At 70.5% G+C, this 16,008-nt stretch carries 15 protein-coding genes; 10 read left to right on the forward strand and 5 right to left on the reverse strand.

Features of this window, described 5'->3' with window-relative positions; translation table 11 throughout:
- The first annotated feature begins 2 nt into the window (after positions 1-2).
- Genes ABD289_RS04790 through ABD289_RS04800 form a run of 3 tightly spaced genes read left to right on the forward strand, consistent with a single transcriptional unit; the run spans position 3 to position 1,816 of the window.
- Complete coding sequence (locus tag ABD289_RS04790) at positions 3-518, forward strand: SigE family RNA polymerase sigma factor (protein WP_344126922.1); 516 nt, start codon at positions 3-5, stop codon at positions 516-518.
- An 11-nt stretch (positions 519-529) separates the two neighbouring features.
- On the forward strand, positions 530-1,189 hold the full coding sequence (locus ABD289_RS04795) for a hypothetical protein (protein WP_344126924.1): 660 nt from the start codon (positions 530-532) through the stop codon (positions 1,187-1,189).
- Between the two features lie 42 nt (positions 1,190-1,231).
- Positions 1,232-1,816 (forward strand): TetR/AcrR family transcriptional regulator, encoded by a 585-nt coding sequence (locus ABD289_RS04800; RefSeq protein ID WP_344126926.1) that lies wholly within the window; start codon positions 1,232-1,234, stop codon positions 1,814-1,816.
- 55 nt (positions 1,817-1,871) lie between these two features.
- On the opposite strand, the gene ABD289_RS04805 is transcribed toward ABD289_RS04800, so the two are convergent.
- Positions 1,872-2,201, reverse strand: coding sequence for a hypothetical protein (locus ABD289_RS04805; RefSeq protein WP_344126927.1), 330 nt, complete (start codon positions 2,199-2,201; stop codon positions 1,872-1,874).
- Between the two features lie 178 nt (positions 2,202-2,379).
- Here ABD289_RS04805 and purB point away from each other — a divergent pair, with 178 nt between their 5' ends.
- Positions 2,380-3,810 carry an adenylosuccinate lyase gene (gene purB, locus ABD289_RS04810; RefSeq protein WP_344126928.1) on the forward strand — a complete coding sequence of 477 codons (1,431 nt, stop codon included), beginning with the start codon at positions 2,380-2,382 and terminating at the stop codon, positions 3,808-3,810.
- A gap of 174 nt (positions 3,811-3,984) precedes the next feature.
- Here the strand turns inward: purB and ABD289_RS04815 are convergent, their stop codons facing one another.
- Positions 3,985-4,632: a TenA family protein gene (locus tag ABD289_RS04815; RefSeq protein ID WP_344126930.1), complete on the reverse strand. Its 648-nt coding sequence runs from the start codon at positions 4,630-4,632 to the stop codon at positions 3,985-3,987.
- Between the two features lie 77 nt (positions 4,633-4,709).
- On the opposite strand from ABD289_RS04815, the gene ABD289_RS04820 reads away from it, so the two are divergent.
- Together ABD289_RS04820 and ABD289_RS04825 are read left to right on the forward strand one after the other, a co-directional pair.
- A complete protein-coding gene (locus tag ABD289_RS04820; RefSeq protein ID WP_344126932.1) occupies positions 4,710-5,603 on the forward strand; it encodes a phosphoribosylaminoimidazolesuccinocarboxamide synthase in 894 nt (297 codons plus the stop codon).
- Positions 5,604-5,760: 157 nt separating this feature from the next.
- Positions 5,761-6,501 carry a DUF2334 domain-containing protein gene (locus ABD289_RS04825; protein ID WP_344126934.1) on the forward strand — a complete coding sequence of 247 codons (741 nt, stop codon included), beginning with the start codon at positions 5,761-5,763 and terminating at the stop codon, positions 6,499-6,501.
- Here the strand turns inward: ABD289_RS04825 and ABD289_RS04830 are convergent, their stop codons facing one another.
- Positions 6,502-7,137, reverse strand: a complete 636-nt coding sequence (locus ABD289_RS04830) for an MBL fold metallo-hydrolase (RefSeq protein WP_344126936.1) — start codon at positions 7,135-7,137, stop codon at positions 6,502-6,504. It abuts the gene before it with no gap.
- A gap of 127 nt (positions 7,138-7,264) precedes the next feature.
- Positions 7,265-7,678: a hypothetical protein gene (locus ABD289_RS04835; protein ID WP_344126939.1), complete on the reverse strand. Its 414-nt coding sequence runs from the start codon at positions 7,676-7,678 to the stop codon at positions 7,265-7,267.
- A gap of 246 nt (positions 7,679-7,924) precedes the next feature.
- Between ABD289_RS04835 and purS the strand changes: the two genes are divergently transcribed.
- The 4 genes from purS (at position 7,925) to ABD289_RS04855 (ending at position 13,855) form a co-directional block, all read left to right on the forward strand.
- Positions 7,925-8,164: a phosphoribosylformylglycinamidine synthase subunit PurS gene (purS, locus tag ABD289_RS04840; RefSeq protein ID WP_344126942.1), complete on the forward strand. Its 240-nt coding sequence runs from the start codon at positions 7,925-7,927 to the stop codon at positions 8,162-8,164.
- Positions 8,161-8,838, forward strand: coding sequence for a phosphoribosylformylglycinamidine synthase subunit PurQ (purQ, locus tag ABD289_RS04845; RefSeq protein ID WP_344126944.1), 678 nt, complete (start codon positions 8,161-8,163; stop codon positions 8,836-8,838). The genes purS and purQ overlap by 4 nt, the downstream gene beginning before the upstream one ends.
- On the forward strand, positions 8,835-11,117 hold the full coding sequence (gene purL / locus ABD289_RS04850; RefSeq protein ID WP_344126946.1) for a phosphoribosylformylglycinamidine synthase subunit PurL: 2,283 nt from the start codon (positions 8,835-8,837) through the stop codon (positions 11,115-11,117). Before purQ ends, purL begins: the two co-directional genes overlap by 4 nt.
- A 572-nt stretch (positions 11,118-11,689) precedes the next feature.
- Positions 11,690-13,855 (forward strand): putative bifunctional diguanylate cyclase/phosphodiesterase, encoded by a 2,166-nt coding sequence (locus tag ABD289_RS04855; RefSeq protein WP_344126948.1) that lies wholly within the window; start codon positions 11,690-11,692, stop codon positions 13,853-13,855.
- Between the two features lie 136 nt (positions 13,856-13,991).
- Here the strand turns inward: ABD289_RS04855 and ABD289_RS04860 are convergent, their stop codons facing one another.
- On the reverse strand, positions 13,992-15,848 hold the full coding sequence (locus tag ABD289_RS04860; protein WP_425564569.1) for a glycoside hydrolase family 15 protein: 1,857 nt from the start codon (positions 15,846-15,848) through the stop codon (positions 13,992-13,994).
- Positions 15,849-16,008 lie beyond the last annotated feature (160 nt).

Raw genomic sequence — 16,008 nt, forward strand, 5'->3', positions numbered from 1 at the left:
GCGTGGACCAGCGCGAGGAGCAGGAGTTCGCGGAGTACTTCACGGCTCGGCGGGAGGCGGTGCGTCGGATGGCGTACATGATGTGCGGTGACTGGCACCGCGCGGACGATCTCGCCCAGACCGCGTTCATCGCCCTGCACCGGCACTGGCGCAAGGTGCGGGACAAGGGCGCGTTGGACGCCTACGTCCGCCGCACGCTGACCCGTGCCGTGATCGATGAGTCGAGGCGGCCCTGGCGACGGGAGAGGGCCGCCGAGACGTTGCCGGACTCCCCGGCGGACGCACCGGACATGGACGACTCGGTGGCGACCAGGCACGCCCTCCTGGCGGGCCTGCAGCAGGTGCCGCCGAAGCAGCGCGCCGTGCTGGTGCTGCGGTTCCTCGAAGGGTTGGACGTGGCGGGGGTGGCCGCGGTCATGAAGTGCAGCGAGGGGACCGTCAAGAGCCAGTCCGCGCGCGGGCTGGCGGCGTTGCGGGAGGCGATGGGCGATGAGCTCGGGGATCTCAGGTCCGCATAAGGGGGTGCGTGGTGGACGAGCGCAAGCTCGAGGAGTTGTTCCGGGACACGGTGCGAACCGTCCCGCCGGCGTCGTTCGACGAGCAGGACGTGACGCGGCGGTCGCGCCAGATCACCGCGCGCCGTCGGCGGGTCGCGGTCGGCGGCACCGTGGCCGCTGCGGCGGTGCTGGCCGGAGGGGTCGGCATCGGATCGCAGGTGCTCGCGCCGTCCGCGGACAACGTGGCGGGCCCGCCGCCTGCGCAGCCGACGGCCGACGCTCCAGCCCCCCGCGTTCAGGGCGGGCCGTCCGTGCTCGAGGAGCGCTCCACCGGTTGTGCGCCGGACGCGCAGCTGGTCGAGGCGGTCACCGCCGAGCTGCCCGCCGCCGCGAACAGCAGCCCCAGCGCGCCCGCGAGCTGCCCGTCGGGGGCCAAGGCCGCCGCGTTCGAGCTGCGTGACGGCCAGGCAGCCGGACAGGTGACCGTGCTGGTCAGCCCGGCAGGCGCGATGTCGCCGCAGCAGGCCGCGCCGGGTGATGAGCGGTTGCCGGACGGCGCGCAGCGCTCGGTCCGCAAGGCCCGCAGCGGCAAGCTCGTGGTGGTGGTCAGCGAACCGGACCCGTCCTCGTCTGCGCCGCCCTACGGTGCTCGCGTCGCACCGCTGGCCGGAGATTTGGCGGCGCGGTTCTGACCCGGGCGTCGAACGGCGAGCGTCCGATTAGGATCGGGCGCCATGACGGCGGCCAGTACTCCCAAGGGTGAGCGCAGGCGGCAGGCGTTGGTGGCAGCCGCCGCCGGACTGCTTGCCGAGGGCGGTTTCGAGGCGGTCCGGCACCGGGCGGTCGCCGAACGCGCCGGTCTGCCCCTGGCCTCGACCACCTACTACTTCTCCTCCCTCGACGACTTGATCAGCGCGGCCGTCGAGCACGACGGCAGGCAGGAGCTGGCGGCCGGGCGAGCGCGGCTGGACGAGCTCGCCGACCAGCCGCGGGGCACCGACGCGGTCATCGAGCTGCTGCTGGACCTGCTGCTGGGCGTGGCTTCCAGGGATGGTGGCGCGGAACCGGTGCTGCTGCGCTACGAGCGCCTGGTGGGCTCGCCGCGCCGTCCCTACCTCGCGCCGCTGATGCGTCAGATGTCCGCTGAACTGCAGGAACTCCTCGCCGAGATCTTCGAGCGCAGCGGTATGCGGGTCAGCCGCGAGCGGCTGCTCGAGCTGATCGCCCTGGTGGACGGCGCCGTGGTCAACGCGCTGATCGAATCCGACCCGGACCCGCGCTCGGCGGCGAGGCGGATGCTGGCGGCGCAGCTGGGCTGATCGGCGTCCGGAGCAGGACCGCGTCCCGATCGCTCTGCGAACGGGACGCGATTTTTCAGAAATCCCAGTTCGTCTCCGCGAAATGGCGTCCGTGCGCTTTTCGCTGGCAATCCGCGCATCTTCCGGTGACCATCTTGGTCAGCGGTTCCCGGCCGAGCGGCGTCGGCTGCGGGATCTTGACCTGTCCGTCGCACAGCGATGGAATGCTCTGACCCGCGTAGACCGCTCCGGGGCGTGAGGTGGTGGCGTGTCGAACCGTTTGACCTGTGCCGACTATCCAGAAGACGTCCTGCTGCTCCTCGGGCGGCATTTCCGTGCCCATCACGCAATCCCCCTGCGGCGAGAAGAGCCGAGTGCGAAGGCCAAGAATATGGATCGCGCTCACCGGTAGTCCAGAATTCGGCGGGTTTTTACTTCGTTCGCCGCACGGGTCCCGGGGAACGCGATCACGAAAGGTGTCGCGCGGCGACGGCGCGCCCGTGTTGGTCGGACTGCGAGGCCGGCGCCCGTCCCGGGCGACCGGCCTTCGCCGGTCCACCTCGGGGTCCCCGTATCCTGGCCGCGTGAACAAGCCCAGCATTCCCAATGTTCTCGCCGGTCGCTACGCCTCTCCCGAGCTGGCCGAGCTGTGGTCGCCGCAGCACAAGATCGTCCTGGAACGGCAGTTGTGGCTGGCCGTGCTGCGCGCCCAGGCCGATCTCGGCATCGAGGTCCCGGAGCAGGCTCTGGCCGACTACGCGCGGGTGCTGGAGCAGGTCGACCTCGACTCCATCGCCGAGCGCGAGCGCGTCACGCGGCACGACGTGAAGGCCCGCATCGAGGAGTTCAACGCGCTGGCCGGCCACGAGCAGATCCACAAGGGCATGACCTCCCGGGATCTGACCGAGAACGTCGAGCAGCTGCAGGTGCGCCGCAGTCTCGAGCACGTCCGCGATCGCACCGTCGCCGTGCTGGTGCGGCTGGGCAAGCTCGCGGGGGAGAACGCCGAGCTGGTCATGGCCGGGCGCTCGCACAACGTCGCCGCGCAGGCCACCACGCTGGGCAAGCGCTTCGCCACCGCCGCGGACGAGCTGATGGTCGCGTTCCAGCGCGTCGAGGAGCTGCTGACCCGCTACCCGCTGCGCGGCATCAAGGGACCGGTCGGCACCGGTCAGGACATGCTGGACCTGCTGGGCGGGGACACCGGCAAGCTCGCCGAGCTGGAGCGCCGCGTCGCAGGCCACCTCGGCTTCGGCAGCACGCTGACCAGCGTCGGCCAGGTCTACCCGCGCTCGCTGGACTTCGAGGTGCTGAGCCTGCTGTCCCAGCTGGCCGCCGCGCCCTCCAGCGTGGCCAAGACGATCCGGCTGATGGCCGGGCACGAGCTGGTCACCGAGGGCTTCAAGCCCGGCCAGGTCGGTTCCAGCGCCATGCCGCACAAGATGAACACCCGCTCCTGCGAGCGCGTCAACGGTCTCGCCGTGGTGCTGCGCGGCTACCTGTCGATGAGCGGTGAGCTGGCGGGCGACCAGTGGAACGAGGGCGACGTGTCCTGCTCGGTGGTGCGCCGGGTGGCGCTGCCGGACGCCTTCTTCGCCTTCGACGGACTGCTGGAGACCTTCCTGACCGTGCTCGACGAGTTCGGCGCCTTCCCGGCCGTGGTCGGCAAGGAGCTGGACCGCTACCTGCCGTTCCTGGCCACCACGAAGGTGCTGATGGGTGCGGTGCGCGCGGGCGTGGGACGCGAGATCGCGCACGAGGCGATCAAGGAGAACGCCGTGGCCGTCGCGCTGGACATGCGCGAGAAGGGCATCGAGCGCAACGACCTGCTGGACCGGCTGGCCGCGGACGAGCGGCTCCCGCTGACCCGCGAGCAGCTCGACGAGCTGTTGGCCGACCGGCTGGCCTTCACCGGTGCCGCGGCCGCGCAGGTCGACCAGGTCGTCGCCGAGGTGGACAAGATCGCCGGCCGCTACCCCGAGGCCGCGGCCTACGCACCCAGCGACATCCTCTGACCACCGGCTAACGGGTCGTTTCAGCCCGCGGCAGCCGCCGTCTCAGGTGCGGAACGCAACCGGCACCCGTCACGTACATCAGGGCCGTGGCTACTCAAGTCGCGGATCCCGCAGCCCGGCGGCGTCTGAGGTTCCGCCACCGGCACTGCCACGCAGACGGCAACCCAACACCCCTCAATCCCAGTGGGCGTTGAAGAAGTCGACCTCGCACTGCGTGGCCTGCTGAAACAACCGCAGGCAGCGAGCTCGTTCGCGTTCGTCGAGGTCGGCGCCGATCCTGTCGAGCTCCTCCCGCAGCCAGCTCACCCAGCTCTCGAAGTCGGGGTTGCTGTGCAGCTCGATCCACTCGGCGTGCACGAAGCTCTCCGGCTTCGACGGGGCGCGCTCGGCCCACTCCAGGTAGGTCCACTCGGCGACGGTGAGCACGGTGAGGATCTCGGCGTAGCTGCCGTTGTCCTTGATGTCGCGCATCAGGTCGCGGAAGGCGACCGTGGCCGGGTCCAGCTCCGGGCCGACCCGGTCGGCCTCGGCGATGCCCAGCGCGTCGAAGGAGCGCTGGAAGTAGGTGTTCTCCTCGCTGGTGACCACCGCGATGCTGCCCGCGAGCGCCAGCCGGGAGGAGAAGCGGTCGGCGCGGGCCACGGCGGCGCCGAGCAGGGCCAGGAAGTCGTCCACGAACTGGTAGTCCTGCACCAGGTACGAGCTCATGTACTCGTCGGGCATCGATCCGTCGAACAGGGCGTCGGTGAACGGGTGCTCGACGACGGCCGTCCAGTTCGGTTCGCTGCGCTCGCGGAGCCAGTCGGTGAATTTCTCTGCCACGGGAACCCTCCTACCTCGCTTGCCCCTTCATCCCACCACGTGCGAGGCGTCAACCTGCGGTGGGAGACAATCGTGGCGTGGTTGCACTCTCGGATTACCCCCAGATCGCGGCGGGCAAGGTTCGCCAGCTGCACGCCGTGGACGACGAACACCTGCTGCTGGTGGCCTCCGATCGCATTTCGGCTTATGACCACGTGCTGGACACGCCGATCCCGGACAAGGGGCGCGTGCTCACCGCGATGAGCGTGTTCTGGTTCGAGCTGCTGGCCGACCTGCTGCCCAACCACCTGGTCGCGCACGACGACCCGCGCATCCCCGGCGAGGTCCGCGGGCGCGCGCTGCTGGTCGAGCGCCTGGAGATGATCCAGGTGGAGTGCGTGGCGCGCGGCTACCTGACCGGTTCCGGGCTGCTCGACTACCAGCGCACCGGCGCCATCTGCGGCGTCGCGCTGCCGGACGGCCTCGTCGAGTCCTCCCAGCTGCCGGAGCCGATCTTCACGCCGGCCACCAAGGCCGCGATCGGCGAGCACGACGAGAACGTCAGCTTCGACGCGGTGGCGGCCCAGGAGGGCGAGGCCCGCGCGAGCGAGCTGCGCGACCTGACCCTGCGGGTCTACGCCCGCGCGGCCGAGCACGCGCGGGAGCGCGGCGTGATCCTCGCCGACACCAAGTTCGAGTTCGGGTTCGGCGCCGACGGTTCGCTGGTGCTGGCCGACGAGGTGCTGACCCCGGACTCCTCCCGCTACTGGCCCGCCGAGGACTACCGGGCGGGCGAGGTCCAGCCGAGCTTCGACAAGCAGTTCGTGCGCAACTGGCTGACTTCGCCGGAATCCGGCTGGGACCGGAGCGCCGACGTCCCGCCCCCGGCGCTGCCCGAGGAGATCGTCCAGGCCACCCGGGACCGCTACGTCGAGGCGTACGAGCGGATCACCGGCCGGAGCTTCGCCGACTGGCCCTCGCCGGAGGCCTGATCCGCGCGCTCACCCGCTCGGGCTAAGTCGCGGCGGGTCTCTTTTGCCCTGATCGCCGGGCTGTCGAGGCTTGCTGCGTGGAGCTTCGGCGGAATTGTGTTCCAGGGACACCTGGTGGTCAGGTGGCGGTCATCCCGATCAGGCCGAATGGGATGCCGTGAGCACCCCGCTCGTCGTGTCGCTGTCCGGACTGGGTGACCCGGTCCTGGACCGCTGTGCCGATTTCGCCGCGGACCTGGACCGCCGCGGCGTCCCGCTGTCGTTGCTGATCTCCCCGCGCCCCGATGACCTGGACGACCGGGATCGGCGTTCACCCGTGCTTCGCTGGGTCGCCGAGCGGCTGGGCCATCGGGACACCGTCGGCCTGCACGGGTTCGTGCGCACCTCACCGGGGTTGCGCTCGCGGCTGGCTCCGGCTTCCGGGCTGCCCGCGCACGAAGCCGGGCTGCGGCTGGTCGCGGCAGCCGCCGTGCTGGAACGCGCCGGACTGAGCACCGAGACGTTCGTGCCGCCGCGGTGGCTGGCCTCGCCGGGCACGGTCGAGGCCGCGCAGCGCCGGGGCTTCGCGGTGTGCGCGGACGCGATGACGGTGCGCGAGCTGGGCACCGGCCGGGTGCACCGATCCCGGATCCGGGTGCTGGGGCCCGGCGAGGTCGCCGAGCCCTGGTGGTGCCGCGCGCTGGTGACCGGTGCCGGGCGCGCCGCTCGCCGGGGCCGCCCGGTCCGCTTGGCGGTGGACGCCGAACTGCTGGCCAAGCCCGCCGCCCGGCAGGCCGTGCTGGACGCCATCGACCTGGCCAAGCAGAACGGCGCCCAACCGGCCACCTACGCCACCTTCGCCAGGCCGCTGCCGGACCGGATCCCGAGCCCGCGCATCCCGCCCGAGGCACAGCCGTGATCAGAGCTCGGTCGGCGTCTTCTGCGGGATGACCTCGACGGTGGTGTCGTGCGGGCTGAGCTGGTCGAACATCCGGTAGTGCAGCTGCGGGACGGACAGCACCGCCTCGTGGATCGGCACCGCAGCGCGGGGCGAGACCGCGCGCATGAAGTCGACCGCCTCGGAGACCTTCAGCCAGGGGGCGGCGGTGGGCAGGCCGAGCACGTCGACCCGCTGGTCGGGCACGTAGAACGAGTCGCCCGGGTGGTAGAAGGCGCCGTGCTCGATCAGGTATCCGACGTTGTCGATGATCGGGATGTCCGGGTGGATCACCTCGTGCGCCCCGCCGACCACGTTGATCGCCGCGCCGCCCGCTTCGAGCGCGTCGCCGGGCTTGGCGGTGGTCGCGGTCAGCCCCTTCTCGGCGACATCGGCCGCCGATCCGGGATCGACGATCAGCTGCGCGCCGGGGTTGGCCTCCAGCAGCGCGGGCAGCCGGTCCAGGTCGAGGTGGTCGAAGTGCTGGTGGGTGATCAGCACGGCGTCGAGGTCCCGCACGTCTTCGAAGCCGCTGGCGAAGGCGCCCGGGTCCAGCAGCAGCCTGGCCGACCCGGTGTCCAGCAGCACGCACGAGTGTCCGAAGTGGGTGATCTGCACGGCGATCCCTCCATGATGAGCGTTTCCGGCCACCTTGCCACCGAACGCGAGCGGCGGCGGTCCCGCAGCACCCGCCGCCGCTCGCTCCCCCCGCGATCCCTCGCGATCCCTCGTGCCGGTGGCTCGCTCAGCGCACGGTGATCGCGATCGGCTGCGGGGTGCCGCCGCCGATCCGGGCGCGGATCTCGTAGCGGCCTGGCGGCACGTCGGCGATGGTGGCCTTGGCGTGGAAGTAGCCCAGGGTGTCGTTGTAGGGCACGGCCATGCCCTCGTCGAGGCCCATCGGGTGCGGCTCGTTGCGCACGAAGGCCGCCGAGGAGATCCAGCTGACCATCTCGCGACCGTGGTCGACGGTGATGTCCAGCCGTTCCCCGGGCCGCACGGTGTAGCGGTCCGCGGTGATCGGGCTCGCGGGCGTCTCGGTGGACACCGCGGGCGCCGGAGCGGATGTGGTGCCCGCCACGGCCGCGGGCGCGGCGATGCCGGTCAGCGCGAGGCCCGCCACGGCGGCCCCGGCGAGCAGGGTCTTGAAGTTGCGCATGTCGAAAATCCCCTCAGTGGTGTTGCATTGGGCTCTCTGCCGCCCTCCGCGTTCCGTGAGACGTCCCGGCGCCCGAGAGGTTCAGACCTCATCCCGACAAGTGGCGCACATCACTGAATCGTGGTGAGCCAGGCCGCACCTGCGACCCCTATTCGGGGAGTGAATGCCCAGCTCAGTTACGCTGCGCGGGTACTGCTGGCCATCCGCCGGACCGGCGGATCTGCACGGAAACCGGGAGCAGCCCCCGTGGCCCGAGTCGTAGTCGACGTCATGCCGAAGCAGGAGATCCTCGACCCGCAGGGACAGGCGGTGGCCAACGCCCTGCCTCGCCTCGGGTTCGACGGCATCGCCGAAGTCCGCCAGGGGAAGCGGTTCGAGCTGGAGGTCGGCGACGACGTCGACGACGCCACGCTCGAGCGCATCGCCGAGACCCTGCTGGCCAACCCCGTGATCGAGGACTTCGCCGTGCGCCGGGTGGACGCATGAGCGCCAAGATCGGAATCATCACCTTCCCCGGAACCCTCGACGACGTCGACGCCGCACGGGCCGTGCCCCGCGCCGGCGGCGAGGCGGTCGCCCTCTGGCACGCCGACCACGACCTCAAGGGCGTGGACGCGGTGGTCGTGCCCGGCGGCTTCTCCTACGGCGACTACCTGCGCTGCGGCGCGATCGCCAAGTTCGCACCCGTGATGACCGAGGTCATCGACGCCGCGGGCAAGGGCATGCCGGTGCTCGGCGTGTGCAACGGCTTCCAGATCCTCTGCGAGTCCGGTCTGCTGCCGGGCGTGCTGACCCGCAACGCCGGGCTGCACTACGTGTGCCGGGACCAGTGGCTGAAGGTGGAGAACAACTCCAGCGCCTGGACCACCCGCTTCGACGCCGGTGCCGAGCTGCTCATCCCGATCAAGCACGGCGAGGGCAACTACATGGCCGACGCGGCCGTCCTCGACGAGCTCGAGGGCGAGGGCCGGGTGCTGTTCCGCTACGCGGGCGACAACCCGAACGGCTCGCAGCGCGACATCGCGGGCATCACCGACGCGCGCGGCCGGGTGGCGGGCATGATGCCGCACCCCGAGCACGCGATCGACCCGCTGACCGGGCCCACCGATGACGGCCTCGGCATGTTCCTGTCCGCTCTGGATGCACTGGTGGCAGCGTGACCGACAAGATCGATAACGTCGAGACGGCGAAGTCCGCTCCGGATACCGACCAGCCCTACGCCGAGCTCGGGCTCAAGGACGACGAGTACCAGCGGATCCGGGAGATCCTGGGTCGCAGGCCGACCGAGGCCGAGCTGGCGATGTACTCGGTGATGTGGAGCGAGCACTGCTCCTACAAGTCCTCCAAGGTGCACCTGAAGTACTTCGGGCAGACCACCACCGAGGAGATGCAGTCCAAGATGCTCGCCGGTATCGGCGAGAACGCCGGTGTGGTCGACATCGGCGACGGCTGGGCGGTGACCTTCAAGCTGGAGAGCCACAACCACCCGTCCTACGTGGAACCGCACCAGGGCGCGGCCACGGGCGTCGGCGGCATCGTTCGCGACATCATGGCGATGGGTGCCCGGCCGGTCGCGGTCGCCGACCCGCTGCGGTTCGGTCCGGCCGATGCGCCGGACACCAAGCGGGTGCTGCCGGGCGTGGTCTCGGGCGTCGGCGGTTACGGCAACTGCCTGGGGCTGCCGAACATCGGCGGCGAGGTCGTCTTCGACGAGACCTACGCGGGGAACCCGCTGGTCAACGCCATGTGCGTGGGCGTGATGAAGGCCGATGACCTGCACCTCGCGCACGCCTCGGGGGCGGGCAACAAGATCATCCTGTTCGGTGCTCGCACCGGTCTGGACGGCATCGGCGGCGTGTCGGTGCTGGCCTCGGAGACCTTCGACGGCGAGGAGTCCGGCACCGGTCGCAAGAAGCTGCCCAGCGTGCAGGTCGGCGACCCGTTCGCGGAGAAGGTGCTCATCGAGTGCTGCCTGGACCTGTACAACTCGGGCCTGGTCGTGGGCATCCAGGACCTCGGCGGCGCCGGCCTGTCCTGCGCCACCTCGGAGCTGGCCGCGGCCGGCGACGGCGGCATGCGGGTGAACCTGGACCAGGTTCCGCTGCGCGCCACCGGGATGAACGCCGCGGAGATCCTCTCCAGCGAGTCGCAGGAGCGGATGTGCGCCGTGGTGGAGCCGTCCAAGGTGGACGACTTCATGCGGGTCTGCCGCAGGTGGGACGTCGAGGCCAGCGTCATCGGTGAGGTCACCGATGGCGAGAACCTCGAGATCTACTGGGAGGACGAGCTGGTCGTCGACGTGCCGCCGCGCACCGTCGCGCACCACGGGCCGGTCTACGAGCGCCCGGTCGAGCGCCCCTCCGAGCAGGACCTGATCGCGGCCGACAGCGCGAACACCCTGAGCCGCCCTTCCACGGCGGACGAGCTGCGGGAGACCGTGCTGCGGATGGCCGCCTCGCCGAACCTGGCTTCGCGCGCCTGGGTGACCGACCAGTACGACCGCTACGTCCGCGGCAACACCGTGCTGGCCCAGCCCGCCGACGGCGGCATGCTGCGCATCGACGAGGAGACCGGTCGCGGAATCGCGGTCTCCACCGACTGCAACGCCCGCTACACCCGGCTGGACCCCTACGCGGGTGCGCAGCTGGCGCTGGCCGAGGCCTACCGCAACGTCGCCACCACCGGTGCGACGCCGATGGCGGTCACCAACTGCCTGAACTTCGGCTCGCCGGAGGACCCGGGCGTGATGTGGCAGTTCCAGCAGGCGGTGCGCGGCCTGGCCGACGGCTGCGCGGAGCTGGGCATCCCGGTGACCGGCGGCAACGTCAGCTTCTACAACCAGACCGGTAGCCAGCCGATCCTGCCGACCCCGGTCGTGGGCGTGCTGGGCACCATCGACGACGTCACCCGCCGCATCCCCACCGGAATCGGTGGCGAGGAGGGCGAGACGCTGATCCTGCTCGGCGAGACCCGTGAGGAGTTCGGCGGCTCGGAGTGGTCCCGCGTGACGCACGGCCACCTCGGCGGGACGCCGCCGGAGGTCGACCTCGCCAGGGAGAAGCTGCTGGCCGAGATCATCCTGGCCGGTTCGCGCGACGGCATGATCTCCGCGGCGCACGACCTCGCCGAGGGCGGCCTGGCGCAGGCGCTGGTGGAGACGGCCCTGATCGGCGAGACCGGCGCGCGGGTAGTGCTGCCGGAGGGCGCCGACCCGTTCGTCGCGCTGTTCTCCGAGTCGGCGGGCCGGGTGCTGGTGGCGGTCCCGCGCAGCGAGGAGCTGCGCTTCACCGACATGTGCAGCGCTCGCGGCCTGCCGTGGGCCAAGGTCGGCGTCGCCGACGCCGGTTCGAACTCGCTGGACATCCAGGACATCGCCGAGATCCCGCTCGGCGAGCTCCGCGAGGCGTGGGAGGGCACTCTCCCGGCCCTGTTCGGCTGAGCCGGTCGTGAGGGGCGTCGTCGGTCCGCGATGGCCGGCGGCGCCCCTTTTCGTCTTTTCGTCACGCACCCGCGCGGGCGCTCGCGTGCATCGGCCCGGGCGCCCGCGACAGGCCCGGCGCGCGGCGTTGATCAGCGCGGACCGGGTGGGTGGCGGTGGCCGCGTGCATCGCGATCGTGGTTGCTGTGCGTGGTGTCCTGACGCCTGATCTGGCCCGAAAGTGTGGTCAAGTTTGGCCGTCCGGCGGAACGACTGTGTTAACTTCTGACGGAGTGGTTCGTGCGACGCCTTCGCTGGTGAAGGCGCCTATTTCGGCTGATCGCGAGTTCGGCGCAACCTCTTGGGGAGGGGTGGGCGGCTAGCGTCCGGCAGAGGAGTTCCGAATCCATCCGGTCGCGGACGGTAGCGGTATTTTGGTGGTGGCCATCCCGACGGCCGCCGTTGTCAGGTGAATTCTTGCGCCAGGTGCCGTAGTTGATATTCGACCGATGGAGTCAACCGGCCGTATGCTCCGAGCCGATGGCCAGGGCGGGAGACGGACGAGTGCGACGAGGAGTGGAGGGCGCCCAGGCATGACTGGCTGGACCGCGCCGGTTCCCAGCGCTCACGAGGTGACGGCCGAGGTGAGTCAAGCGGACCGCCGACGATTCGCCGCGGTGTGGGCGCAGGCCCTGATGGGCACCAGTTATGTCCCGATGACCAGCGCCGAGGTCGAGGGCAAGCTCTACGGCTACACCGATCGCCTGGTCGACGCGCTCGTCAGCGAGTCCTTCGACGCCTCCCCGGCCCGATCCGTCGGCGTCGACCTGGTGGGCGTGCACTTCACCAGCGCCGAATCCCTCGCCCGCACCGTCGAGATGATCGGCGACGAGATCCTCGACGTCCTGCACCTGGGCGAGGACCCGGTGTGGCGCGCCCGGGTGGCCGCGCTGCAGGGCGCGCTGTGCTCCGGCTTCGTGCAGGCCTCGCGCAAGCGAACCCTCGACGAGCAGGAGGCGATCCGGCAGGCCGTGCTGGACGCCCGCGACGCCGTCGAGCAGGCGCTGCGCACCAGCGAGGCCCGGTTCCGCGCGATCTTCACCGAAGCCGCCATCGGCATCGGCATCGCGGACACCCACGGCCGCATACTGGAGGTCAACGACTCGCTGAGCCGGATCATGGGTCGCCCGGCCGAAGAGCTCCGCCGGATGCAGGTCGACGACATGATTCACCCGGACGACCCGGAGTCGACCTGGCGGACCTACGAGGAGCTGGTGCGCGGTGACCGCGACCAGTTCCGGACGGAGAAGCAGTTCGTGCGGCCCAGCGGCAAGACCGTCTGGACCGAGTTGTTCGTCTCGCTGATCCGCGACGAGAGCGGCAAACCGATCTACCAGGTGGCGTTGATCGAGGACGTCACCGACCGCCGCGAGCTGCAGGAACGCCTGCGGTACCAGGCGATGCACGACCCGCTGACCAGGCTGCCCAACCGCGCGCTGTTCCTGGAACGGCTCGGCGCGGTGCTGGAGCGGCAGCGCCCGGAAGACCGCGTCGCGTTGTGCTACATGGACCTGGACGGGTTCAAGGTCATCAACGACAGCCTCGGCCACCACGTGGGCGATTCCCTGCTGGGAGCCGTCTCCGAGCGGCTGGACTCGATCGTGCAAGGCGACGACCGCCTGGTGGCCAGGATGGGTGGCGACGAGTTCGTCATCCTGATCGAGCGCTCGGCGGGCACCGAACAGGCCATCGAGATCGCCGACCAGGTGCTGTCCGCGATGACCGAACCGATCCGCATCGACGGCCATCAGCTCACCGTCGGCGCCAGCATCGGCATCGTGGAGCGCCCGGTCGCCGACCAGACCGCCGCCGAGCTGATGCGCGACGCCGACGTGACGCTGTACTGGGCCAAGGCAGGCGGCAAGGGCGGTTGGGCGCTGTTCGACCCGGAGCGCAACGCCAACGAGGTCGCCAGGATGCACCTGTCGGCGAGCATGCCGGCCGCGCTCGAGAGCGACGAGTTCTACGTGGACTACCAGCCGCTGATCGGGCTGCGCGACGACCGCGTGGTCGGCGTCGAGGCGCTGGTGCGCTGGTGGCACCCCGAATTCGGCAGGCTGGGGCCGGACAAGTTCATCGGTCTGGCCGAGGAGACCGGGCTGATCGTCCCGCTCGGCCGCTGGGTGCTGCGCCGCGCCTGCCAGCAGGCCAAGCGCTGGCAGGACATCTTCGGCGACGCCGCCCCGTTCGTCAGCGTCAACCTGGCCGTGCGCCAGTTCAGGGACCCGAACCTGGTGGCCGATGTGAGCGCGATCCTGGAGGAGACCGGGCTCGCGCCGCACCGGCTGCAGCTGGAGCTCACCGAGAGCGCGATCATGGGCACCACCGACGAGCCGTTCAAAGCGCTGCGCGCGCTGTGGCGGATGGGCGTGCGCATCGCCATCGACGACTTCGGCACCGGCTACTCCAACCTCGCCTACCTGCGACACCTGCCGGTCCACGAGCTCAAGGTCGCGGGCTCGTTCATGCAGGGCCTGCGCGATCCCGACCAGGCCGACCCGGTGGACGCCCGGATCGTCGGCACCCTCGTCGACCTCGCGCACACGCTCGGGCTGACGGTCACCGCCGAGGGCGTGGAGACTCAGGCCCAGGCCCGGCGGGTCGCCGAGCTCGGCTGCGAGACCGGCCAGGGATACCTGTACGCCAGGCCCGGAACCCCCCAAGCCACCACCGAGTACATCTCAGACCACCTGGAATGAGTTCTCGCGCTTCATCACCCTGCGCAGGTGGTGACACTTTTGCCTAAAACTGTGAGGCCTCGGTGCCCGAAATGTCCGGACAGTTTTAGGCAAAACTGTCACCGCCCCGCTGCGCGTGGCCGAGCAGCGACGGGGTTCAGGGGTGCTTGGTCTTGATCTGGTGGGATGTGCCTCTGCGGGACTTCTGCTCGCGGGTTCGGCCGCCGTAGAGGACCGCGGCCGAGTTGACCAGGGCCAAGTGGCTGAAGGCCTGCGGGAAGTTGCCCGTGAAGCGGGAGGACACGTCGTCGAACTCCTCGGCGTAGAGCCCGACGTCATTGGCCATCTCGAGCAGCTCGGTGAACATCTTCTCGGCCTCCTGCCTGCGGCCGGTGTAGACGAGGGCGTCGACCATCCAGAACGAGCAGGCCAGGAACGCGCCTTCGCGACCGACCAGGCCGTCGATCTCGTTGGTCGACTCGGTCGTCGAGTAGCGGTCGACCAGCACACCGCGCTGGAGCTCCCGGCCGATCACCTCGACCGTGCTGCGGACGCGCTCGTCGTCACCGCTCAGGAAGCCGACCGCCGGTATCAGCAGGGTGGCCGCGTCGAGGGTCTCGCCGCCGTAGTACTGGGTGAACGCGCCGATCTCCGGGTTCCACGCGTGCTCGAGCACCTCCGCGTGCACCGCGTGGCGCAGCTCGCGCCAGCGCTCGACGGGTCCCGGCAACCCGTCCTCCTCGGCCGCGCGGACCGCGCGGTCGAAGGCGACCCAGATCATCACGCGGGAGTGCGTGAAGTGCCGATCGGGACCGCGGACCTCCCAGAGCCCCTTGTCCGGCTGCTGCCAGATCTTCTCCAGGTGCCGCAGCATGCCGCGCTGCAGCGCCCAGGACTCCTCGCTCTCCGGCAGGCTGCGCTCGCGGGCCAGGTGCAGGGCGTCCATCACCTCGCCGAAGACGTCGAGCTGGGTCTGCCGGTAGGCGGCGTTGCCGACCCGCACCGGGCCGTTGCCCTGGTAGCCCTCCAGCCAGTCGACCTCCCACTCCACCAGGTGCCGCTCGCCGCCGACGCCGTACATGATCTGCAGGTCGGCGGGATCTCCGGCCACCGCGCGCAACAACCAGAGCCGCCACGCAGCGGCCTCCGAGGTGCAGCCGAAGTCGTCGAACGCGAGCAGCACGAGCGTGGCGTCGCGCAGCCAGCAGTAGCGGTAGTCCCAGTTGCGGTTCCCCGGGATCGCCTCGGGCAGCGAGGTGGTGGGCGCGGCGATGATCCCACCGGTCGGCGAGTAGGTCAGCGCCTTGAGCGTGGCCAGCGAGCGGCGCACCTCCGAAGCGTGCGGCCCCTCGTAGTCGATCTTGCTCGACCAGCCGAGCCAGTAGTCCGCGCACTCCTGCAGCTCCTGCACCGGGGCCATCGGCCTGGGCAGGTCGTCCGGGTCGGAGGCCCACTGCATCACCCAGGACATCCGCTGCCCGGCGGACAGGTGGGTGGTCAGCTCGTGCGCGCGCTCGTTCGGGCTCGGGTGCGGCAGTTCATCCCCGCGCAGCACCACGGTGTGCGGGCCCGCGATCGCGAGGACGTACTCGTCGAGGACCGGCGCGTCGGCGCGCACGTGGCGCACCCACGGCATGGAATCGGCGTAGGCGAACCGCAGCACCCAGCGCATCTCGAGATCGATCTCGCCGGACAAGCACTCGGCGATGCGCACCACGCACGGCTGATCGTCCTGGTTGATCTCGTGCGGCGGCATGAAGTCGGTCAGCCGCAGCACGCCTCCATCGGTGTGGAAGTCGGTCTCCAGCACCATCGACGCGTCCCGGTACCGGCGGTGCACCTCGCGCACCCCGGTCGGGGCGATCTTCCAGTGCCCGTCGCCCTCGTCGCCCAGCAGCCGGGAGAAGCAGGAGGCCGAGTCGAATCGCGGCAGGCAGAGCCAGTCGATCGACCCGTCTCGCCCGACCAGCGCGGCGGTTCGCAGGTCCGATAGCAGCGCGTAGTCCTCGATCATGCCGCTCACGCCGCCGACCCTACCGGTCGCACCACGTCGCGAGCGCTTTTCAGCTCGCGCCTCCGGCGGATGCGGGCACCGCTGGTAGCGGGCCCCGCGGCGGCGGTGACAGTTTTGCCTAAAACTGCGAGGTCTCGGTGCGCGAGATGCCCGTGCAGTT

This window comes from Saccharopolyspora halophila (assembly GCF_039531955.1).
GTDB lineage: Bacteria > Actinomycetota > Actinomycetes > Mycobacteriales > Pseudonocardiaceae > Saccharopolyspora > Saccharopolyspora halophila.